This window comes from Gaetbulibacter sp. S0825 (assembly GCF_011777505.1).
GTDB lineage: Bacteria > Bacteroidota > Bacteroidia > Flavobacteriales > Flavobacteriaceae > Pontimicrobium.
Genome location: NZ_JAATJT010000002.1, coordinates 452599 through 475743 on the forward strand (window position 1 = coordinate 452599; position 23145 = coordinate 475743).

Consider the following 23145-nt stretch of genomic DNA (forward strand, 5'->3'; position numbering starts at 1 on the left):
AGTTGACTTTGGAATGGTTGTAACAAATAGGTTGAATGTTATACTAATAAGTTAAACGTTTAATTAAAAAGAAAAATTATGATTCAGTATAAAGGAGCAATTATATTAGGAGTTTTAGCTGGAGCAGCTGCAGGGATTTTATTAGCACCAGAAAAAGGAAGCCTTACCAGAGATAATCTTAAGAGAGAAGCAAAAGACATAAAAGATAAATTATCTAAGGATTTCAAAGAGGTTAAAGATGACTTATCTAAAACGGCAAAATCTGGTAAAAACACTTTTAAAAAAGAAATGAAAGACGTTGCCTCTAGGACAAGCCATAAAACAGAGCAAGCTATTATGTTTTTAGAAAAGCAATTAGCAATACTAAAAGAAAAAAATAAATCGTTTCAAACTACTAGCTAGAACCCTTTAAAAATTGTGGCTTTTATCTCAGGCCATTCATCTTTTAAAATGCCATAACAGCAGGTGCTTCGCTTAAAGCCATCGCGCATTAGTGTGTCTTTTCGTAGGATACCCTCAAGTTTTGCATTAAGTTTTTCAACCGCTTTTCGCGAGGCTGTGTTACGTTCGTCAATTCTAAATTCTACCTTATCAAACTCTAAAGTTTCAAAAGCATATTGCAGCATTAAAAATTTCATATGGGTATTTAATCCAGTACCTTGAAATTGTTTCCCTATCCAAGTCCAACCAATATGAAGCACCTTGTTTTTCCAATTAATAAGTCCAAAACGTGTACTTCCAGCATAGGTTTGAGTTTGCTTATCAAAAATTATAATGGGAATAATGGTTTTGTGATAATAACCATCAACAGCAACTTGCACGTAGGCTTTTAATTTTTCAGGAGTCGAAATATCGCTTGGCGAATATTGTATTAAGTTGTCTTGACTAGCTATCTCGATAAGGTTTTTGTAGTTACTTAAATCTAACAGTGAGAGTTTAACGCGCTCGTTTTCTAATGTTGGTGCAATCATACTAAATTATTTATAAGTTCAACATTAACTATATGCTTCCCTTCAAAAGGATTGATATTCAAGTTATTACCAAATAACTCAAATGCTCGAGTTTTTTCTAACTCCATACGCTCATTACTCAAATACTCATCTGCAGTACCATAAATAAGTGTTACTTGAGCTTTTAAAAATTCAAAATCCTTTTTTCTTAACTCTTTTGGTATTCCACCAGACATTAATACTAATTGGCTACATTGTAACTGTCTTGTGGCCAGATATCGCATTGCAACACTAACGCCTTGTGAATACCCTACAACAATAAGGTTTTTATCCTTTGGAATATTTTCAGCTTCAAAAACTGCATCAAAATAATGCATTACATTATCTGTTTCTTTTACTGTATTTTCTTTGGTTAACCAACTTGCTCCAACATGTTTAAAAGCAGGTTGTATATAATATTTGCTTTGTGCTTGAGGAGCAATAATGTAATTCTCGTCAGGATTTAATTCTTTAAAGTATTTTAAAAAGTATCTACTTAAATAACCCATACCATGACACACAAACCACATATTTTTTGTCTTGGAGGTAAGCGCATTTAATGTAGAGTAGGAGTTTGTCGTTTTGTATGATATTTCTTTTTCAACTGAATTCATTTGTGGTGTTGGTTTTGTACATTTACATCTAGATATTAAAAGTAAACTTTTTATATGCAATTATCTAAACAAGATGCAATCGCACAGGCAAATTCTATTTGCAAAAACACCCTTATGGAGACTTTAAATATTGAGTTTATTGATTTTGGCGATGATTTTGTCATTGCAAAAATGCCAGTAAATTCTAGAGTTTATCAGCCAGATGGGGTACTTCATGGTGGTGCAACTGTAGCATTAGCAGAAACAACAGGGAGTTTTGCAGCTCATATGTTTTTAGATTTAAAAAATGTGTTTGTTCGTGGTATTGAGATTTCAGCCAACCATATAAAAAGTGTTAAAGAGGGTCATGTATATGCCAAAGCATCATTTATTCATAAAGGAAGAACAACACAATTGTTAGAAGTTAAAATTACGGATGATGATGAAAATTTAATATCACTGTGTAAATTAACTACAGTAGCAATACCAAAATCTAAATAACTTGATGACTTCAAAGGATTTTTTAGGTTACATTAATAAGCATTATGACAAAAATCTGCCATTTGTAGCTTATAGTTTGCCAAACACGTTTGAGATTAAAGCCGTTTTGCAAAAAGACGAAACACTCTATAAAATTGAAGATTTTACTGAAACTGGTTTTGTATTTGCACCTTTTGATATTAGAAAAGATGCTATTTTGTTGCCTTACAGTAAATCGAGAATGCTCTTAACAACAGAAGACTTAAGTATCGATGAATATGAACCAATGTCTTTTGAAACTGAAAACAATAAACAACATCACTTACACCTGGTAGAAAAAGGAGTGGAGACAATTAATGAGGGTAATCTTGAAAAAGTAGTGCTTTCGAGAAAAGAAATTTTAAAGTTAAAGTCTCCTTTAGATATTTTAAAAGTTTTTAAAACCTTATTAAACAATTATAATTCGGCATTTGTCTATTGTTGGTATCACCCAAAAGTAGGGTTATGGCTAGGCGCAACACCAGAAACCTTATTGAGTATAGAGAGTAACAGATTTTCTACTATGGCTTTAGCAGGTACACAGGATTATGTTGGTACACTAGATGTTAGTTGGAATACTAAAGAAATTGAGGAACAAAAATTGGTTTCTGACTATGTTGAAAAGGCTTTGCAAGAGCATATTAAAGATGTAGAATTATCTGATGTGCAAACCGTAAAAGCAGGAAGACTCTTGCATTTAAAAACAGATATCACTGGAGAGTTGATGGATCACTCAAAAAGTATTCAAAAACTTATTTTAAAATTACATCCAACACCAGCAGTTTGTGGTTTGCCTAAAATTGATGCTATGCAGTTTATTTTAGATAACGAGCATTATAACCGTGAGTTTTATTCTGGATTTTTAGGAGAACTAAATAAAGAAACAAAAGTTAAACCACGTTCTGGACGCAGAAATATTGAGAATGCTGCCTATGCATTTAATAAGCGCTCAACCAATTTGTTTGTAAATCTTAGATGCATGCAATTACAGGATTCTAAAGCTATTTTATATGTAGGAGGTGGAATTACTAAAGACTCCATTCCAGAAAATGAATGGCTTGAAACTGTTAATAAAACCAATACGATTAAAAGCGTTATAGTTTCATAAAATGAAGTATTATAAATAACTTTGTGTATTCAATGAAACTACCAAAAATTCCTTTAGCACAAACCATTATTCAGCTTTGTATAGCTAAAAAGATGAAGCATATCGTTATTTCTCCAGGTAGCCGAAACGCTCCATTAACTATTGGGTTTTCTAATCATGAGTATTTTTCTTGTTACAGTATCGTTGACGAGCGTTGTGCTGCTTTTTTTGCATTGGGTATTGCCCAGCAATTACAAGAACCTGTTGCTCTGGTCTGTACTTCTGGTAGTGCGATGTTAAATTATTATCCAGCAATAGCTGAAGCCTACTATAGTAGCATTCCATTAGTAGTGATTTCGGCAGATAGACCAAACCATTTAGTCGGTATTGGTGATGGGCAAACTATTAATCAAAAAGGTGTTTATCAAAATCATATTTTGTACGAAGCAAATCTTAAAGAAGATATTATTATAGATAATAATAGTTCAATAGATGAGCCAACTATTATTAAAAACCTAGAAAATAAAGTAGATCGATTTCTAGGACTTCAAAAAGACTTAGCTGAGTTTAACGTTGACGAAATTAATAGCGCGATTAATTCTGCCATCATCAATAGAGGACCAGTACATATTAATGCACCCTTTAATGAGCCCTTATATGATATGGTTGATGAGTTTTCTGTAACTGTTAAGCCTGCTCAACCAAATTTTGTTAGTCATAAAGAGGATTTATCTTCTTATGCTCAATCATGGAATAAAGCATCAAAAAAAATGGTGCTCGTAGGCGTTAATGCACCAAACGCTATTGATAAAAAGATTTTAGAGTTTTTAGCCAATGATGACAGTGTGATTGTATTTACCGAAACAACATCAAATTTATATCACGATGAATTTTTTCCAAGCATTGATAAGATAATTGCTCCTCTTGAAAATGCTGATTTTGAGAAATTACAACCAGAAATATTATTAACTTTTGGAGGCTTAATAGTGTCAAAAAAAGTAAAAGCTTTTCTTAGAAAACACCAACCAAAGCAGCATTGGCATATAGACGAAACAAAAGCTAATGACACATTCTTTAGTTTAAGTAATCATTTTAAATACTCTGTAAATCAGTTTTTTAATCAGTTTTTATCTGATGTAAGGCATATGGAAAGTGTATACAAACCTTATTGGAGTAAAGTAAAAGCGTATAGAAAAGTAGAGCATGAAAAGTATCTTGAAAATTGTGAGCATTCCGATTTAAAAGTTTTCGAAAAAGTGTTGCAATCGCTTCCAAATAACGCAATTGTTCATTCTGGAAATAGTTCAGCCATAAGATATATGCAGCTTTTTAATACTAATAAGAATTTACAAGTCTATTGTAATAGAGGTACTAGTGGAATAGACGGAAGTACCTCAACAGCAATTGGTGCAGCTGTAGCTTCTAAAGAACAAACTATTTTAATTACTGGAGATTTAAGTTTCTTTTATGATAGCAATGCGTTGTGGAATAATTATATTCCAAATAATTTCAGAATTATACTTATTAATAATGGAGGAGGAGGTATCTTTAGAATCCTTCCAGGACACAAAAACACCGATAATTTTGACACGTATTTTGAAACCAAACATAACTTAACAGCAAAACAATTGTGTGCAATGTATAATATTGCATATCAAGAGGCTAATAGTATGATGAATCTTAAAAATGAACTCCAAAATTTTTATGATGTAGATAGAACTCCCAAGTTGCTTGAAATTTTTACTCCAAGGGAGAATAACGATCAAATTTTATTGAATTATTTTAAAGCATTAGTTTAAATCTTCAGTGACTTTTTTTGTATTTTAGTGTCATATTGGTAGTTAGTATAATTAATTTTAAAAAACAATGTAATTATGAGTAAAAGAGACGAACTTATTGCAAAGTATGCAGCAGATTTAAAAGACAAGTGTGGTATGAAACCTGACATGGATTTATTAACCAAAGTAACTATTGGTTGTGGACCATCTATTTACAATGCTGATGCTGCAACTGTATCTGGATCAGATGCATCAGAATTAGCAACAGTGAAAAACAACTTCTTGATTAAAAAATTAGGCTTGAAGGATAGTGCAGATTTAGATAAAGCTATAGATAAAGTTATGGACACTTATGGACGCTCAAACAGAAACAAATATAGAGCTGTAGTTTACTATATGTTAACAAAACATTTCGGTAAAGAATCTGCTTATTAAATAAAAAATATAAGCTTATAAGATATGAGCTTAACCATTATTTAAAGCGTCACAATTAGTTGTGGCGCTTTTTTATTTCTGCTATTAATATCCTTACATTTGCACTATGATAAACATTGGAGAATATAACACACTAACAATTCTTAGAGAAAAGGAACCAGGACTGTTTTTAAGCGATGAAGAAGGTGATGAAGTGCTTTTACCTAACAGATATGTTCCTAAGGAGTTTAAAATTTGGGATAAGCTCGAAGTTTTTGTGTATTTAGATAATGATGAACGATTGGTGGCTGTTACCGACAGGCCATATATTACAAAGGGTGACTTTGCGCTATTGCGTTGTAACGATGTTACTAGTCATGGCGCTTTTTTGGATTGGGGTATGGTAAAAGAGCTGTTTTGCCCATTCAAAGAGCAAGCATTTAAAATGAAAAAAGGTGGTTGGTATTTGGTACACTGCTATTTAGACGAAGAAACTAATAGGTTGGTAGCTTCAAGTAAAACCAATCATTTTTTAGATAATAAAGAGTTAACCGTTAGCCAATTTGAAGAAGTGGATCTTATTGTGTCACATCCTTCAGAAATTGGTATGAATGTAATCGTTAATAAAAAACATCTCGGGTTAATATTTAATGATGATATTTTTAAAGATTTGAGTGTTGGCGATAGATTAAAAGGTATCGTTAAAAAAATACGCCCCGATAACAAGTTGGATATTGCATTAGGACAAATAGGTTATAGAAATATAGAGCCAAACGCTGAAGCAATTTTAAATGAGTTAGAAGACAATAGTGGCTTTTTAAACTTAACCGATAAATCGTCACCTGAAGATATTAAAGAAGCACTTCAAATGAGTAAAAAAAGCTTTAAAAAAGCTGTTGGAACACTTTATAAACAACGAATTATTACTATTGAAGACGATGGAATAAGATTAGTTGAGTGAGATATTTGCTTTGTTTTTAACTCTCTTATAAACTACCTCTAATCCTTGATATAAATTGTCAAAACAAATATCTTCCCAATAGCAAAAACTACTTTCTATCTCAGCACTCATTCGACTAGCACTATTGTAGCTTACTATTCCATACGCTGCTAAATTTGGTAATGCTTGTCTAGCATCTTTTATATCTAATAAAGAAATAGAGTATGAATTAACTCTGTTAGCTATTATACCAAATGGTTTCGAGTCACCAAAGTACGTAAGAATATCACTAAGTGTTTTTCCTACTGAAATTAAGTCTATATGAGTTCCTTCATTAAATTCTACAACAGCTATATGCTCAAAAAAGTGTAGAGTTCCAACCTCAGTTTGTGTTTGCTTTACAATTAGATTTGCAACATTAGATTTTTCTACAGTCATAACTTTTACTTAATTTTTTTAATTGGTTGGGTGAAACCCATTTTAAGACACAATATTTATATTAAAGTCACAAAAAGAGCAAAACCAAGAAGTTACACTAGGGTTTTGGAGTATTAGATTTTTAAACTTTAGAAAGTTTTAATTCACTTCCTTTTTAACCCAAGTAATAGCAGAATCTATATTATTAAAAAACTTACCTTTAAAATTCAAAAGGCGCTTTTCTAGTTCAAAATTTTTAACAGAAAGATCAGTATATGCTACGACTGCATTAGCAACTACAGAATCGAATTTATCTGAAATAGGAATCAATTCAAACAAATTTACTGAATAAGGGTATAACCTATGGCTAACAATTCCAAAAGGCTTATTTGATCCAAAATTATCAGAACACAAATCGAAAATTTTTAAAAACTCTTTTTCACCAACAATCATGCCTTCAAAAATTTCTGTTATAAGAAAGTTTTCGAAGAAATATAGGTTGCCAAATTTTGTTTTAATAGTAGAAATAGCACTACTAGCCAAAGGAGTTTCTTTGATAGTCATTAAGAGGGATTTAATAAGTTACATAAAGTTAAGAAAAAAAAGATGGCTTATTCAATAAACCTATTTTAATATGTATTTTTACACTATATAATTACAAGAAATGAATACAATAAATTGGAAGGTAGTAAAAGAATATGAAGATATTACCTATAAAAAATCTAATGGTGTAGCTAGAATAGCATTTAACAGACCAAATGTTCGTAATGCTTTTCGTCCAAAAACGACAAGCGAATTATATGATGCCTTTTATGATGCTAATGAAGACACATCTATTGGTGTTGTACTTTTAAGTGCTGAAGGTCCTTCATCAAAAGATGGAGTTTATTCGTTCTGCAGTGGAGGCGACCAAAAAGCCAGAGGACATCAAGGGTATGTTGGTGAAGATGGTTACCATCGCTTAAATATATTGGAAGTACAACGTTTAATTCGTTTTATGCCTAAAGCAGTTATTGCTGTAGTTTCAGGTTGGGCAGTTGGTGGTGGACATAGCTTGCATGTTGTTTGTGATTTAACATTGGCGAGTAAAGAGCATGCGATTTTCAAACAAACAGACGCAGATGTTACAAGCTTCGATGGAGGTTACGGTAGTGCCTATTTAGCAAAAATGGTTGGACAGAAAAAAGCACGTGAAATCTTTTTCTTGGGGAGAAATTATTCTGCTCAAGAAGCCTTTGATATGGGAATGGTAAATGCAGTAATTCCTCATGAAGAATTAGAAGATATAGCGTATGAGTGGGCTCAAGAAATTTTGGCTAAATCACCAACATCCATAAAAATGCTAAAGTTTGCTATGAATCTCACGGACGATGGAATGGTTGGACAGCAAGTATTTGCTGGAGAAGCGACACGTTTAGCCTACATGACCGATGAAGCTAAAGAAGGTCGTGATGCATTCTTAGAAAAACGTAAACCAAATTTTAATAAAAAATGGATTCCTTAAATCTAGTTGTTAATGGAGAAAATTAAATTATGGATTTCGGCTTTTAGATTAAGAACTTTACCTCTTTCGGTATCTGGGATTATTATTAGTGCTTGTATAGCGTATTATAATGGGTTCTTTAATGTAACTATTTTCATTTTAACATTATTGGCGACTATTAGCTTACAAGTGTTATCAAACTTAGCTAATGATTATGGTGATGGAGTTAAGGGAACAGATAACGATGAGCGCATTGGACCAGAGCGTGCATTACAAAGTGGTAAAATAACTCCTGACGAAATGTTTTCGGCAATTAGAATTAATATTCTAATAGTTATATTATTTGTTTTTTTAACAGTTTACACTTCTTTTGGATCACAACATTTTTTATATGCAATGCTCTTTTTTGTACTAGGAATTATAAGCGTTTTTGCTGCTATTAAGTACACAATTGGTGATTCAGCTTATGGTTATCGTGGTTTAGGAGATATTGTTGTGTTTATTTTTTTCGGGCTTTTAAGTGTGATAGGTACTTATTTTTTATATGCTAAGCAATTAGATCATGTACTATTTCTGCCTGCTTGTGCCATTGGCTTGTTAAGTACAGGTGTTTTAAACCTAAATAATATGCGTGATATTGAGTCTGATACATCTGCAAATAAAATTACCGTGGCCGTTAAATTGGGGCTTAAAAAAGCAAAGACATATCATGCAATTCTAGTTGTTGGAGCTATTGTTTTAAGTTTGCTATTTGGTGTTTTGTATTATAGGTCTGTTGTTAATTTTATTTTTGTAATTGCATTTATTCCATTAATAATACACCTTAAAGCAGTATTAAAAGTTAAGAATCCTAAAGATTTAGACCCACAGTTAAAAGTATTGGTATTGTCTGCATTTTTGTTAGCAATCTTGTTAGGAATTGGTCAAATAATTAATATTCTTTAAGTAGATTTTTTGTATTTTCATTTTTAGTATAATAGAAAAAAATCCTTTATGAAAATCACATTTCTAGGTCACGCAAGTCTTCAAATTAGTATTGGAGATATCACCATTTTAGTAGATCCATTTATTTCTGGAAACCCTAAAGCGTCACATATTAATGTAGATACTTTAGAAGCCGATTATATTTTGCTAACTCATGCACATCAAGATCATATTCTAGATGTTGAGGCTATTGCAAAGCGTACTGAAGCGGTTATTGTTTCTAACTACGAAATAGTAACACATTATCAAAATAAAGGGTTGGAAGGTCACCCAATGAATCATGGTGGTAATTGGGATTTTGAATTCGGTAAACTTAAATACGTAAATGCTATTCACACATCATCGTTTCCAGATGGCAGTTATGGAGGACAACCAGGAGGCTTTGTTATTGAAGGCGAGCACAAAAACATATACATTGCTGGCGATACAGCCTTGACTTACGATATGAAGCTAATTCCACTGCAAACAAAATTAGACCTTGCTATTTTGCCTATAGGAGATAATTTTACCATGGGAATAGATGATGCGCTTATGGCTGCAGATTTTGTAGAATGTGATAAAATTTTAGGTTATCATTTTGATACGTTTGGGTATATAGAAATTGACCATGAAAACGCTAAGCGTAAATTTTTTGAAAATGACAAGGACTTAATGCTTCTTGAAATAGGTGAGTCTTTAGAGCTATAAATGAAAGCATCCTACAAAAAGTATATATTAGATTTCAAACGACCTAGTGGTACCTCTCGCGGTGTATTAACTCAAAAAGAAACTTGGTTTATTATTTTAGAAAATGATGGTAAAACTGGAATAGGCGAATGTGGTATTTTAAGAGGCTTGAGTGTTGACGATACTCCTAATTATGAAGAGATACTAAAATGGACCTGTCTAAACATTCATCTAGGATTAAATGTTTTATTGAATGAACTAGTCGAATTCCCTTCCATTCAATTTGGATTGGAAGTAGCTTTTCGTTCCTTAGAAAAGGATGATAAATTCACCTTATTTCCATCAGCTTTTACTAGAGGAGAAGATGCTATACCTATTAATGGTTTAGTTTGGATGGGAGACAAGGCTTTTATGAGTCAACAAATTAAAGACAAGATTCAACAAGGCTTTAAATGCATCAAGTTAAAAATTGGAGCTATAGATTTTAAAACAGAACTTGAATTATTAAAATCTATTAGAAAAGAATTTAGCGTTAACGATATTGAACTTCGTGTTGATGCTAATGGTGCTTTTTTACCAGAAACAGCTTTAGACAAGCTAAAACAATTATCAGAATTGGAATTACACTCCATCGAACAGCCAATTAAACAAGGGCAATTTGAAGAAATGGCTAGACTCTGTGAAAGTACACCTTTGCCAATAGCTTTAGACGAAGAATTAATTGGTGTGCTTTCTTTAACAAAGAAGCAGAAATTATTGCAAACTATAAATCCGCAATGCATTATTTTAAAACCAAGTTTAGTTGGAGGTTATAAAGGCAGTGAAGAATGGATAACACTTGCAAAAGAGCAACATATTGATTGGTGGATTACAAGCGCTTTAGAAAGCAATATTGGCTTAAACGCCATTGCGCAATGGACTTATAGTTTAAACACTAAGATGTACCAAGGCTTAGGTACAGGAGGTTTGTTTACTAATAATTTTGATTCGCCATTAATAGTAAAAAATGGTACATTGCAACACGAACAAAATAGACATTGGAACGTAAACCTATAGAGTATGTATATATCACAAGTTTTTAAAGTTGAACACGATTGGTGGCGTTATATTATTGGTGTAATGGGAGCTATTGTTGGTGTTGGTGTTTTTTCGATGCCACATTTAATAGCGTTAATGATGAAGGTTTTTGATGGTACCGCTGATCAAGCAAAGTTTGAAGATATGAATTATCTTTTAAGTTTGTTTGAGCCTAATCTAAACTTGGTATTTATATTATTACCTTTTGTTGGCGGACTTATTTGTTTGCTATTAGTTGTTAAATTTTTGCATAAGCAGTCTTTTAAAATGCTTACCACATCTAGAGAAAAAATAGATTGGAAACGTTTTTGGTTTGCTTTTTTGTTTTGGGGAATTATATCTTCAGGAATGATACTTATGGATTATTTTGTAAGTCCAGAAGGCTACGAACTTAACTTTAATCTAGGCAAATTTTTAGTGTTGTGCATCATTGCTATTTTATTGGTGCCTTTACAAACAAGCTTTGAAGAATATCTGTTTAGAGGTTATTTGATGCAAGGTATTGGTGCTTTAGTAAAAAATAAATGGGTTCCATTGTTATTTACTTCTGTGGTATTTGGTTTACTTCATATTGCTAACCCAGAAATTGAAAAACTGGGATATATCTTGTTAGTATATTACATAGGTACAGGTCTGTTTTTAGGGATTATGACACTTATGGATGATGGACTAGAGTTAGCTCTTGGTTTTCATGCAGCCAATAATTTATTTACGGCTTTATTGGTCACGGCAGACTGGACAGCGTTTCAAACAAACTCTGTTTTTAAGGATATCTCCGACCCAACTGAAGCTGGGTTTATTGATGTATTTGCGCCTGTATTTATTTTGTTTCCAATACTGCTTTTAATTTTTGCAAGGGTGTATAAGTGGAACAATTGGAAAGAAAAATTATTTGGACCAGTAGTTGAACCTCCAGAAGAGGATTATAAGGTTTTAGGGGAAGATATTTAAAAATTAGTAACTTATTTTAATAGAGAGGGTGATATAATTTTTCTGATTGAAATTGCTTTTAGAATGATTCCAAGTTTCGATAAAATCCATAACAAATTCAAATTAAATGGTGAGCATTACTACCAAAGCACCTTAAAGGAAGTTGCTTGTGACTTTATTAAAGAAGGTCTGCCATATCAAAAAGTGATTGGCGATTTTTTATTGGATTGGTTAAATGATAAGGATGCCATCTCTGTAACAACTTCTGGCTCTACTGGAAGCCCTAAATTATTGGCTTTAAAAAAACAGTCTATGGTGCATTCGGCTCTAGCGACTGGCGATTATTTTGGTCTAGCACCAGGAAATACAGCATTACATTGTTTGCCTACAGGATTTATTGCAGGAAAAATGATGTTGGTAAGAGCTTTAATTTTAGGGTTAGAACTGGACATTGTAGAGCCAAATTCACAACCACTTTTATTTGTTGATATGCCTTATGATTTCTGTGCAATGGTGCCTTTGCAATTACAGAATTCGATTAATCAATTACGTGATATAAAAACCCTTATTGTTGGAGGCGTAGCTGTATCAAACAAGCTCCAAAATAAAATTCAAGAAACCAACTGCAATATATATGCAACTTACGGTATGACCGAAACCATTACGCATATTGCTGTTAAGAAATTAAACAATTTTTCGTCATTGCGAGGAAGCAAAGCAAAACAACCTGATGATGAAACGTTTGAGATACTCCCAAATATTAGCATATCAAAAGATGATAGGGAATGTCTTGTAATAAATGCACCTCAATTAACAGATGTTCCAGTAGTGACTAACGATATTATTGAACTGTGTTCTAAGAACAGTTTTAAACTGCTTGGTCGTATTGATAACGTCATTAATTCTGGTGGTATAAAATTATTTCCTGAACAAATAGAAGAGAAATTAGCTCAAGTTATTGAAGCGTCCTTTTTTATTGCCTCTAAAAAAGATGATTCACTAGGTGAGTGTTTAATTTTAGTTGTTGAAGGCTCTTGTTATGTTGAACACATTGCCGAAATCATAAAAAAACTCCCAAATCTTGATGTCTACGAAATTCCAAAACAGATATTTTGCATCCCTCAATTTGCTAGGACAAATTCAGGAAAACTACAACGTAAGCAAACGCTAGAATTATTACAATAAGGAGTTCACTCACTCAAAGTACCACTTCACTCATTCTTGGTTTTAAATATTACTAATTGACTATAGTTTTATATAAACTTTAAAACCGAGACAAGATGAAAACACTTACTACATTAATACTAACGGCATTTATAACAATGTCTAGTATTGCGCAACAAAGAATGATTAAAGGAAATGTATCTGACCAATCTGGAATACCACTTCCAGGAGTTAATATTATGATTAAAGGAGCAACTACAGGAACACAATCTGACTTTGATGGTAACTATGAAATACTAACTAATGTTGGAGATGTTTTGGTGTTTACTTATGTAGGCTTAAAAACCTCAGAACAAACGGTAGGGACTTCAAATACTATTAATGTAACTATGGAAGAAGATGCTGCTCTTTTAGAAGAAGTTGTTGTTATGGGTTATGGATATTCAAGAGTTAGTTATAAACCAACCAAAGCACAGCTTAAACGTCAAAAACAAAAAGCATATCATAATAGTATAACTCAGGCGCTTCAAGGGAAAGTAGCTGGTGTACAAATAAGGGGGACAGTAGCAAATACTTCAAAAGATCAACCATTATATATTGTTGATGGTGTGCCAATTCAAGCACATTATAATTCAATTATCAAGAATATTGACTCTCAAGACATAGACCACATAAATGTTTATAAAGACGCTAAGGCAAAGGCAGTTTTTGGACAGTCTGCAAAAAATGGGTGTATTGTTATTACAACCAAACAGGGTAATTATAGAATTGAAAACCAAGAGACGTATGCTCAAATTGACGAAAACAGTTTTAAAAGAACCACTTTAACGCCATTGTCAACCTTTTCGATAGATGTGGATAAAGCATCTTATAGCAATATTAGAAGGATGATTAATAATGGTCAAAGAATACCTTTCGACGCTGTAAAGATTGAAGAAATGGTTAATTATTTCGATTATAATTATCCACAACCTACAGGTAATCATCCATTTTCAATTAACACTGAAGCAGCAGTTACACCATGGAATAGCAATACTAAAATCGTAAAAATTGGTTTACAAGGAAAAACTTATTTGAATGAAGAATTACCACCGTCTAATCTTACATTTTTAATAGATGTTTCTGGTTCAATGAGTTCAGATAACAAGTTGCCATTACTAAAATCGGCATTTAAACTATTGGTGAACCAATTGAGAGAGCAGGACAGAGTATCTATTGTGGTGTATGCTGGAGCAGCAGGAGTAGTTTTAAAACCAACCTCTGGAGCGCATAAAGAAAAAATATTAAGTGCACTAGAACATTTAGAAGCTGGAGGCTCTACCGCTGGTGGTGCAGGAATTGAATTAGCTTATAAATTAGCTCAGCAAAATTATAAGCGAAAGGGAAATAATAGAGTGATATTAGCTACAGATGGCGATTTTAATGTTGGAAAATCAAGCAACAAAGCTATGGAGAAGCTTATAGAAGAAAAAAGAAAATCTGGAGTATACCTGTCAGTTTTAGGATTTGGTTATGGTAATTACAAAGACTCAAAATTAGAAACATTAGCAGATAAAGGCAACGGAAACCATGCTTTTATTGATACTATGCAAGAAGCTCAAAAAGTATTTGGTAAAGAATTTGGAGGCACTTTATATACCATTGCTAAGGATGTGAAAATTCAAGTAGAATTTAATCCTACTAAAGTAAAAGCATACAGATTAATTGGTTATGAAAACCGCCTTTTAAATGACGAAGATTTTATTGATGACACTAAAGATGCTGGTGAATTAGGTAGTGGACACACTGTAACTGCACTTTATGAAATAATTCCAGTTGGTGTTGAAAGTGAGTATCTAAAAGATGTAGATGATTTAAAATACACAAAATCAGTTAATACCAATAGTTTTTCGGATGAGTTTTTAACTGTAAAATTCAGATATAAAAAGCCTAGTGAAGATAAGAGTATAGAAATGATTCACACATTAAAAGATGAGGTTACTGAATCTTCTGAAGATTTAAAATTTGCATCTTCAGTGGCTTTGTTTGGTATGCATTTAAGAAAATCTCAATACTTAAATGATTCTAGTATTGATGACGTACTTACTCTTGCTAAAAAATCTAAAGGAGATGATAAAGATGGCTATAGAGCTGAGTTTGTAAGACTCGTTAAGACTATGAATTACAAAACATCAAGTCAATGATTGGTTGGTTCATAAGTAGTTTAGTTTGGACTTGATAATTGAGGAGCATTTAAAAGGTGCTCCTCTTTTTTGATGTCAATTAATTTCTATATTTTTATATCCTAACCAACCAAGATTACCAATATGAGAAAAGTATGCTTCATTGTTTTTTTAATTACTCTTCAAATTAATGCACAACGTATTCTGCCAGAACGTGAAAGAGCTAGGGTAGTCGATGAAATATTAGCTGATAGATTCAATAATCTGTTGCCTCAATTAATGGATAGAACAGGAATAGATATGTGGATTCTAATATCAAGAGAATATAATGAAGATCCTGTGTTGAGAACGATGCTTCCTGCTACTTGGTTAAATGCACGCAGACGAACAATTATTCTATTTTATAGAGATAAAGCAAGAAATACCATTGAAAAACTCGCAGTTGCTAGATATAATTTTGGCGAAAATATCATTTCGGCATGGAATAAAGAAAAAGAACCAAACCAATGGAAACGTCTCATGCAGCTCATTGAAGAACGTAATCCTAATAAAATAGGACTCAACTATTCTAAGCATTTTAATATAGCTGATGGTTTAGATAAAACTGATTATGATGAGTTCATGTCCTACTTACCAAAAAAGTTTGAAAAAAGAGTGACTTCGGCACAACCATTAGCCACAGGTTGGATAGAAACCAGAACAGAACGTGAAATGGTTATTTTTAATCAGTTGGTAGATATTACACATGATATTATTGCAGAAGCATTTTCGGAAAAAGTGATTACTCCAGGGATTACAACCACGACAGACGTAGAGTGGTGGATGCGTGACAAAGTAACGCAATTAGGTCTAGAAACATGGTTTCACCCAAGTGTTGATGTGCAACGAACCAGTGAGGAATTAGAAGGCCATTTATATTCCTTTTCCGATAGACCAGGAAAAATGGTGATTTTACCAGGAGATTTATTGCATTGTGATTTCGGAATCACTTATCTGCGTTTAAATACTGACTGTCAAGAATTGGCGTATGTATTAAAACCAGAAGAAAAAGCACCACCAAAGTTTTTATCGGATGCTTTTGCTGAAGGGAATAGAGTTCAAGATATATTCACAAATAATTTTGTAGAAGGTGCTACAGGAAATCAAATTCTGTTAAAGTCACTTGAAGAGGCTAAAGCAGAAGGGTTGCGACCATCTATTTATACACACCCATTAGGAAGTTATGGGCACTCATCTGGAACCACATTAGGTATGTGGGATGCTCAAGGAGGGGTTCCTGTAAATGGTGATTATCCTTTGCATATAAATACCGTTTACGCTATTGAACTAAACACCACAGTGAATATTCCAGAATGGAAACGTGATATTCGTATCATGTTCGAGGAAGCTGGTTTTTTTGGTAAAGATGGTTTTAGGTACGTAAACGGACGACAAACTAAGTTATTGACTATTCCGAGAGTTAAAGATCATCAAGGGAATTAAACTTGTATAACTCCCAAATTAAACTTTTTCTCAATAGGAGCGTGGTTCGCAGCCTCAATTCCCATACTAATCCAAGTTCTAGTATCTAATGGGTTAATTACTGCGTCTGTCCAAAGTCGTGCAGCTGCATAATAAGGTGATACTTGGTTGTCGTATCTATCTTTTATTTTATTAAAGAGTTCTTCTTCTTTTTCTGGGGTGATTTTTTCTCCCTTTTTCTTTAATGAAGCAGTTTCAATTTGCAACAGTACTTTAGCTGCTGAGTTTCCACTCATTACAGCTAATTCGGCACTTGGCCAAGCAATAATCAATCTTGGGTCGTAGGCCTTTCCACACATGGCATAATTTCCAGCACCATAACTGTTTCCAATAATAATTGTGAATTTTGGAACGACACTATTACTTACCGCATTTACCATTTTAGCACCATCTTTTATAATACCTCCATGTTCACTTTTACTACCAACCATAAAACCTGTAACATCTTGTAAAAACACCAACGGAATTTTCTTCTGATTGCAATTGGCAATAAAGCGCGTTGCCTTATCGGCACTATCATTATAAATTACGCCACCAAATTGCATTTCACCTTGTTTGGTTTTTACTAATTTTCGTTGATTAGCAACAATACCAACTGCCCAACCATCAATTCTTGCATAAGCTGTGATAATGGTTTTTCCATAGCCAGCTTTATATTCATCGTATTCTGAATTATCAACCAAACGCTTTATGATGTCGTACATGTCATATTGGTCTGCACGACTTTTAGGCAGTAAACCATAGATGTCTTCTTGTGTTTCTTTTGGTAACTCAGCTTTAGTTCTATTAAACCCAGCTTTATCGTAATCACCAATTTTGTCAATAATGTTCTTAATGGTATCTAAAGCATCTTTATCATCTTTAGCTTTATAATCGGTTACACCACTAATCTCACAGTGTGTCGTAGCACCACCAAGTGTTTCGTTATCGATGGTTTCACCTATGGCTGCTTTTACTAAATAACTTCCAGCCAAGAAAATACTACCAGTTTTATCAACTATCAAAGCTTCATCACTCATAATAGGCAAGTAAGCGCCTCCAGCAACACAATTTCCCATAACTGCAGCGATTTGGGTTATTCCCATACTGCTCATCACAGCATTATTCCTGAAAATGCGTCCAAAATGTTCTTTATCAGGAAAAATCTCGTCTTGCATTGGTAAATACACACCAGCCGAATCAACTAAATAAATAATTGGCAATTTGTTTTCTATAGCAATTTCCTGAGCACGTAAGTTCTTTTTTCCAGTAATTGGAAACCAAGCACCAGCTTTAACTGTTGCATCGTTGGCTACTACAATACATTGTTTGCCTTTTACATAACCAATTTTAATTACAACACCTCCAGAAGGACAGCCACCATGTTCTTCATACATATTATCCCCTGCAAATGCTCCAATCTCAATACTTTTTGATTTAGTATCTAAAAGGTAATCAATACGTTCGCGTGCTGTCATTTTACCTTTAGCATGATGTTTTTCTATACGATTTTTACCACCTCCAAGCTTCACTTGAGCAAATCGCTTCGTTAAATCTGATACTAAAAGTTTATTATGATCTTCATTTTTATTGAAGTTGATGTCCATTAATTCTTTTGTTTGATGCTAAAGTACAAAAGAACGAGTTGCTATAAAAGATTGAATTTGTATTTATATATTACATGGAAATATATTCCATGGTATATATTTAAATATTTTTTGTATATTTGCTTAAAATTAAAAACAATATTATGAAAAGAGATAAGATTATTTATTACATAGCAACAGGATTATTGACACTTTTAATGCTATTTTCAGTTGGCATGTACTTTTTTAACCATGATGAAGTAGCAACTATGTTTAATGATTTTGGATATCCAACGTATATTATTTATCCATATGCTGTTGCAAAGCTATTAGGACTGTTTGTGCTTTGGAATCCAAACTACAACACACTTAAAGAATGGGCATACGCTGGTTTCTTTTTTGCATTTATTTTGGCATTTTTTGCTCATTTTATGATTGGAGATGGTGAACAAGGAGGAGCTTTAGTAGCTTTAATTTTACTTATAGTGTCCTATATTTTTAATAAAAGAATCAAACAATAATATGAAAAAAATTATAGCCTTTGCAGGTAGTAATAGTAAAGAATCTATAAATAAACAATTGGCAGCATATGCTGCTAGTCAAATAAGCGATGTTGAAGTTGAAGTATTAGATTTAAACGAATTTGAGCTGCCACTTTATGGCATAGATTTAGAAAATGAACACGGAATACCTGATAATGCTCATGCATTTTTGGATAAAATCAAATCATCAGATGGTCTTGTATTATCCTTAGCTGAGCATAATGGAGCGTATTCAACAGCATTTAAAAACATTTTTGATTGGATGTCTAGAATCGATGGTAAACTTTGGAGCGATAAGCCAATGCTATTAATGGCGACTTCACCAGGTGGAAGAGGAGGAGCAACTGTTTTGGAGATTGCTAAAGGTCGTTTTCCATATATGGGAGGAAATATTGTTGCAGATTTTTCATTACCTTCATTTGGTCAGAATTTTTCCGAACAAGGAATAACAGATTCTGAATTGGCAGAGCAACTTGAAAAGGCTTTAAATACATTTGAAGCATCAATATAAATATTATTCATTATGGGTACAGATAAAGAAATTATTAAGGAATATACCAGAGGAGATTTAACAGTAGTTTGGAAGCCTAAAAAGTGCATACATGCTGCTGAATGTGTAAAACGATTGCCAGAAGTTTATAATCCAAAAGACAAGCCTTGGATAAAAGCTGAAAATGCTACCATTGAAGAATTAATGAATCAGATAGATGCATGTCCTTCCGGAGCATTAACGTATAACATTCAAGGACAAGATGAGAAAATCGTACAGAATGAAACGGAAATTAAAGTTATGAAAAATGGACCATTATTGGTTTCAGGTAGCTTGAATGTAAAGAATGCTGATGGTAGTATAGAGGTTAAGGGTGAATCAACTGCCTTTTGCAGATGTGGTGCATCAAGTAATAAACCTTATTGTGATGGAGCGCATAGAAAAATCAATTTTGTGGGTTAATATGGGAGATATATCAAAGGATATTAATTCAAGTTTTCCTAATAACAAGGTAAAGGCATTACTAAATATTATTTACACGAGTAATTGGATTAATAGTCACCAGAATACATTTTTTAAGCCATTTGGTATCTCACCACAGCAATTCAATATTCTTAGAATTTTAAGAGGTGCTGTAGAACCATTAAAAGTACAAACCATTAAAGAACGCATGATAGAACGAGCTCCAAATGCCACTCGATTAATGGATAAACTATGTGCCAAAAGGCTAATAGAACGCATACCATGTCCTGAGGATAGAAGAGTTGTGCATATAGCTATTACTAATGAAGGTTTAAAATTACTGGAAGATATTTCAAAAAAAATGAATTTTGATTTATTAAAAAATCTAAATGAAAAAGAAGCAGGGCAATTAAGCGACTTGCTAGATAAAATTCGCTAAAAAAAATTTAATTAAATAGTTTCCATGGAAACTAAAAAATAGAGAATTATGAAACTAAACACAATAAAGAGAGTAGGACGAAGTGATTTTGTAAATATGGGACCAATTGAGTTAAGACAACCCATTCCGACTCAGGACATAGAAATGGTGGATCCATTTATATTATTGCACCATTATGGACCGTATCAAATAGATGAAGATAATAATCCGTTTGATTTAGGGCCACATCCTCATCGAGGATTTGAGCCAATAACATTTCTCATTCAAGGAGAGCAATTACATCGGGATTCATTAGGTAATGAAAGTGTTGTTAAAACTGGAGATGTACAATGGACAACTGCTGGAAGAGGTATTATTCATGCTGAAGGACCAACAAAGGACTTTGTTCAAAAAGGAGGCACATTAGAAGGAATTCAATTATGGCTTAATTTGCCAGCTGATAAAAAAATGATTCAACCGAATTATCAACATGTAAAAAATGAAGACTTTAATGTAATTGTTTCTAAAGACAAAAAAGTAAGTATTCAAGTAATTGCTGGTAGCTTGGAAGGAAAATCCGGAAAGATAGCAACACAAACTTCAGTTAATGCTTATATGATTGATGTGGAAGAAGGAGGTGAGCATCAAATTAATCTTCAGAATAACCATCAATCTTTGATTTATTTGTTAAATGGATATGTAACTATAAATGATGAAATCTTGAAAAAAGATGAAAATCAATTAATTGAATTTAATCAAGATGGAGACGGATTTAGCGTTAAAGGAAAAACAAAAAGTAAATTACTCTTTTTATCGGGTATGCCTTTTAATGAGAAAGTTGCAAGTTGGGGACCATATGTAATGAATAATCAAACTGAAATTATGGAAGCCCTTCGTGATTACCAAATGGGAAAAATGGGATTTCTTCCTAGATAAATTAAAGCATCCAGAAAAGGATGCTTTTTTTATATAAAAATGCGATATTTGTGTTTCGACTAACTATCAAAACAAACTAAGAATAGATTATGGCAATGAATAAGAATACAGTATTAGCATGGGCAACTGTGCTAATGGTAATTATGGGAATAGTTTTAATATTAATGGGAGCTTATAGGTATGATGATGTTGCAGGCTGGGGATTTGCAACTGTAGGTATAGGTTTTTTTGCAATAGCTTGGGTGTTTAACGCTTTAAAAGGTAGAGTATAATGAGTGATGATAAAAAGATAATTTTCTCAATGTCTGGTGTAACAAAGACATATCAAAGTGCGAATACACCAGTTTTAAAAAATATTTACTTAAGCTTCTTCTATGGAGCTAAAATAGGAATCTTAGGACTTAATGGTTCAGGTAAGTCTACACTTCTTAAAATTATAGCAGGAGTTGATAAAAACTATCAAGGAGATGTGGTGTTTTCACAAGATTACTCTGTTGGGTATTTGGAGCAAGAACCTCAATTAGATGATAATAAAACGGTTATGGAGGTTGTTAGAGAAGGAGCTGCTGAAACTGTTGCTATACTTGATGAGTACAATAAAATAAATGATCAATTTGGTTTAGAAGAAGTTTATAGCGACCCAGATAAAATGGAAAAGCTCATGAACCGTCAAGCTGAATTACAAGATCAAATAGACGCAGCCAATGCTTGGGAATTAGATACCAAATTAGAAATTGCCATGGATGCACTTAGGACTCCAGAAGGTGACAAGAAAATAGGTGTATTGTCAGGTGGAGAAAGACGCCGCGTGGCTTTATGTCGTTTATTATTGCAGGAACCAGATGTATTATTATTAGATGAGCCAACAAACCATTTGGATGCTGAATCTGTACATTGGTTAGAACATCACTTAGCACAATACAAAGGAACAGTAATTGCTGTAACTCACGATAGATATTTTTTAGATAATGTAGCTGGCTGGATTTTAGAACTTGATAGAGGTGAAGGAATCCCATGGAAAGGGAATTACTCATCATGGTTAGATCAAAAATCTAAGCGTATGGCTCAAGAAAGTAAAACAGCCTCAAAACGTCAAAAAACGTTAGAGCGTGAGCTTGAATGGGTTCGACAAGGAGCTAAAGGTCGTCAAACAAAACAAAAAGCACGTTTGAAAAACTATGACAAGTTAATGAGTCAAGACCAAAAACAGTTAGATGAAAAACTTGAAATCTATATTCCAAATGGGCCTCGTTTAGGTACAAATGTTATCGAAGCAGTAGGAGTGAGTAAAGGTTATGACGATAAACTTTTATATGAAGATTTAAATTTCAAACTACCTCAAGCAGGAATCGTTGGTGTTATTGGTCCTAATGGAGCTGGTAAAACAACTATTTTCAGAATGATAATGGGAGAAGAAACTCCAGATAAAGGAGAATTTATAGTAGGGAAAACAGCTAAAATTGCTTATGTAGACCAAAAACATTCAAATATAGATCCAAATAAAACAATTTGGCAGAATTTCAGTGACGAGCAAGAGCTAGTTATGATGGGAGGAAAGCAAGTCAATTCTAGAGCTTATTTAAGTCGATTTAATTTTTCTGGAAGTGAGCAAAACAAAAAAGTAAATCTGCTTTCTGGTGGTGAACGTAACCGTTTGCATTTAGCAATGACATTGAAAGAGGAAGGTAATGTGTTGCTTTTAGATGAGCCCACTAATGATCTTGATGTCAATACATTAAGAGCGTTAGAAGAAGGTTTAGAAAATTTTGCTGGTTGTGCAGTGGTTATTTCCCATGATAGATGGTTTTTAGATAGAATTTGCACACATATTTTGGCTTTTGAAGGAGATAGCCAAGTCTATTTCTTCGAAGGAAGTTTCAGTGATTATGAAGAGAATAAGAAAAAACGTTTAGGAGGCGATTTAATGCCAAAACGAATAAAATATAAAAAACTAGTGAGATAGTTTATACATAAATAAAAAGCCAGCAAATTGCTGGCTTTTTTTATA

Annotated in this window: 26 protein-coding genes; 21 read left to right on the forward strand and 5 right to left on the reverse strand. The window is 33.0% G+C overall.

Annotated features, from left to right (window positions below; all coding sequences use genetic code 11):
* Positions 1-78: 78 nt before the first annotated feature.
* The gene (locus tag HB672_RS09760) at positions 79-402 is read left to right on the forward strand and encodes a YtxH domain-containing protein (protein ID WP_167611658.1); all 324 of its coding nucleotides are present in this window, start codon (positions 79-81) and stop codon (positions 400-402) included.
* On the opposite strand, the gene HB672_RS09765 is transcribed toward HB672_RS09760, so the two are convergent.
* The gene (locus tag HB672_RS09765; protein WP_167611661.1) at positions 399-971 is read right to left on the reverse strand and encodes a GNAT family protein; all 573 of its coding nucleotides are present in this window, start codon (positions 969-971) and stop codon (positions 399-401) included. The genes HB672_RS09760 and HB672_RS09765 overlap by 4 nt on opposite strands.
* Positions 968-1603 (reverse strand): esterase, encoded by a 636-nt coding sequence (locus HB672_RS09770; protein ID WP_167611664.1) that lies wholly within the window; start codon positions 1601-1603, stop codon positions 968-970. Before HB672_RS09770 ends, HB672_RS09765 begins: the two co-directional genes overlap by 4 nt.
* Positions 1604-1657: 54 nt before the next feature.
* Between HB672_RS09770 and HB672_RS09775 the strand changes: the two genes are divergently transcribed.
* The 5 genes from HB672_RS09775 (at position 1658) to HB672_RS09795 (ending at position 6341) form a co-directional block, all read left to right on the forward strand.
* A complete protein-coding gene (locus HB672_RS09775; RefSeq protein WP_167611667.1) occupies positions 1658-2083 on the forward strand; it encodes a PaaI family thioesterase in 426 nt (141 codons plus the stop codon).
* A 4-nt stretch (positions 2084-2087) separates the two neighbouring features.
* On the forward strand, positions 2088-3209 hold the full coding sequence (locus HB672_RS09780; RefSeq protein WP_167611670.1) for a chorismate-binding protein: 1122 nt from the start codon (positions 2088-2090) through the stop codon (positions 3207-3209).
* Positions 3210-3241: 32 nt separating this feature from the next.
* Positions 3242-4987, forward strand: a complete 1746-nt coding sequence (gene menD / locus HB672_RS09785) for a 2-succinyl-5-enolpyruvyl-6-hydroxy-3-cyclohexene-1-carboxylic-acid synthase (RefSeq protein ID WP_167611673.1) — start codon at positions 3242-3244, stop codon at positions 4985-4987.
* 75 nt (positions 4988-5062) lie between these two features.
* Positions 5063-5401: a DUF2853 family protein gene (locus HB672_RS09790; protein WP_167611676.1), complete on the forward strand. Its 339-nt coding sequence runs from the start codon at positions 5063-5065 to the stop codon at positions 5399-5401.
* Positions 5402-5507: 106 nt separating this feature from the next.
* The gene (locus HB672_RS09795; RefSeq protein WP_167611679.1) at positions 5508-6341 is read left to right on the forward strand and encodes a S1-like domain-containing RNA-binding protein; all 834 of its coding nucleotides are present in this window, start codon (positions 5508-5510) and stop codon (positions 6339-6341) included.
* Here HB672_RS09795 and HB672_RS09800 read toward each other — a convergent pair.
* Together HB672_RS09800 and HB672_RS09805 are read right to left on the reverse strand one after the other, a co-directional pair.
* Positions 6330-6758 (reverse strand): hypothetical protein, encoded by a 429-nt coding sequence (locus HB672_RS09800; protein ID WP_167611682.1) that lies wholly within the window; start codon positions 6756-6758, stop codon positions 6330-6332. The genes HB672_RS09795 and HB672_RS09800 overlap by 12 nt on opposite strands.
* Positions 6759-6896: 138 nt before the next feature.
* Complete coding sequence (locus HB672_RS09805; RefSeq protein ID WP_167611685.1) at positions 6897-7301, reverse strand: hypothetical protein; 405 nt, start codon at positions 7299-7301, stop codon at positions 6897-6899.
* A gap of 100 nt (positions 7302-7401) precedes the next feature.
* Here HB672_RS09805 and HB672_RS09810 point away from each other — a divergent pair, with 100 nt between their 5' ends.
* The 8 genes from HB672_RS09810 (at position 7402) to HB672_RS09845 (ending at position 16685) form a co-directional block, all read left to right on the forward strand.
* Positions 7402-8241, forward strand: coding sequence for a 1,4-dihydroxy-2-naphthoyl-CoA synthase (locus HB672_RS09810; protein WP_167611688.1), 840 nt, complete (start codon positions 7402-7404; stop codon positions 8239-8241).
* A gap of 12 nt (positions 8242-8253) precedes the next feature.
* Entirely contained in the window at positions 8254-9165 is a 912-nt protein-coding gene (gene menA, locus HB672_RS09815; protein WP_167611691.1) for a 1,4-dihydroxy-2-naphthoate octaprenyltransferase, read from the forward strand.
* A gap of 48 nt (positions 9166-9213) precedes the next feature.
* Positions 9214-9891, forward strand: coding sequence for a metal-dependent hydrolase (locus HB672_RS09820; protein WP_167611694.1), 678 nt, complete (start codon positions 9214-9216; stop codon positions 9889-9891).
* On the forward strand, positions 9892-10926 hold the full coding sequence (locus HB672_RS09825) for an o-succinylbenzoate synthase (RefSeq protein ID WP_167611697.1): 1035 nt from the start codon (positions 9892-9894) through the stop codon (positions 10924-10926).
* A 3-nt stretch (positions 10927-10929) separates the two neighbouring features.
* Positions 10930-11898 carry a CPBP family intramembrane glutamic endopeptidase gene (locus tag HB672_RS09830; RefSeq protein WP_167611700.1) on the forward strand — a complete coding sequence of 323 codons (969 nt, stop codon included), beginning with the start codon at positions 10930-10932 and terminating at the stop codon, positions 11896-11898.
* Positions 11899-11961: 63 nt separating this feature from the next.
* Positions 11962-13062: an AMP-binding protein gene (locus tag HB672_RS09835; RefSeq protein ID WP_167611703.1), complete on the forward strand. Its 1101-nt coding sequence runs from the start codon at positions 11962-11964 to the stop codon at positions 13060-13062.
* Between the two features lie 95 nt (positions 13063-13157).
* Positions 13158-15224, forward strand: a complete 2067-nt coding sequence (locus HB672_RS09840; protein WP_167611705.1) for a VWA domain-containing protein — start codon at positions 13158-13160, stop codon at positions 15222-15224.
* A 123-nt stretch (positions 15225-15347) separates the two neighbouring features.
* Entirely contained in the window at positions 15348-16685 is a 1338-nt protein-coding gene (locus tag HB672_RS09845) for a M24 family metallopeptidase (protein ID WP_167611708.1), read from the forward strand.
* Here HB672_RS09845 and HB672_RS09850 read toward each other — a convergent pair.
* Positions 16682-18310 (reverse strand): carboxyl transferase domain-containing protein, encoded by a 1629-nt coding sequence (locus tag HB672_RS09850; RefSeq protein WP_167611711.1) that lies wholly within the window; start codon positions 18308-18310, stop codon positions 16682-16684. The genes HB672_RS09845 and HB672_RS09850 overlap by 4 nt on opposite strands.
* A gap of 143 nt (positions 18311-18453) precedes the next feature.
* Between HB672_RS09850 and HB672_RS09855 the strand changes: the two genes are divergently transcribed.
* The 7 genes from HB672_RS09855 (at position 18454) to ettA (ending at position 23100) form a co-directional block, all read left to right on the forward strand.
* Positions 18454-18810 (forward strand): DoxX family protein, encoded by a 357-nt coding sequence (locus HB672_RS09855; RefSeq protein ID WP_167611714.1) that lies wholly within the window; start codon positions 18454-18456, stop codon positions 18808-18810.
* Between the two features lies 1 nt (position 18811).
* On the forward strand, positions 18812-19342 hold the full coding sequence (locus tag HB672_RS09860; protein ID WP_167611719.1) for an NAD(P)H-dependent oxidoreductase: 531 nt from the start codon (positions 18812-18814) through the stop codon (positions 19340-19342).
* A 12-nt stretch (positions 19343-19354) separates the two neighbouring features.
* Positions 19355-19783: a (4Fe-4S)-binding protein gene (locus HB672_RS09865; RefSeq protein ID WP_167611723.1), complete on the forward strand. Its 429-nt coding sequence runs from the start codon at positions 19355-19357 to the stop codon at positions 19781-19783.
* 1 nt (position 19784) lies between these two features.
* Positions 19785-20222: a MarR family transcriptional regulator gene (locus HB672_RS09870; RefSeq protein ID WP_167769582.1), complete on the forward strand. Its 438-nt coding sequence runs from the start codon at positions 19785-19787 to the stop codon at positions 20220-20222.
* A 48-nt stretch (positions 20223-20270) separates the two neighbouring features.
* Positions 20271-21137, forward strand: a complete 867-nt coding sequence (locus HB672_RS09875) for a pirin family protein (protein WP_167611728.1) — start codon at positions 20271-20273, stop codon at positions 21135-21137.
* A gap of 89 nt (positions 21138-21226) precedes the next feature.
* Positions 21227-21409, forward strand: coding sequence for a CAL67264 family membrane protein (locus tag HB672_RS09880; protein WP_167611731.1), 183 nt, complete (start codon positions 21227-21229; stop codon positions 21407-21409).
* Complete coding sequence (gene ettA, locus HB672_RS09885; protein WP_167611736.1) at positions 21409-23100, forward strand: energy-dependent translational throttle protein EttA; 1692 nt, start codon at positions 21409-21411, stop codon at positions 23098-23100. The genes HB672_RS09880 and ettA overlap by 1 nt, the downstream gene beginning before the upstream one ends.
* Positions 23101-23145 lie beyond the last annotated feature (45 nt).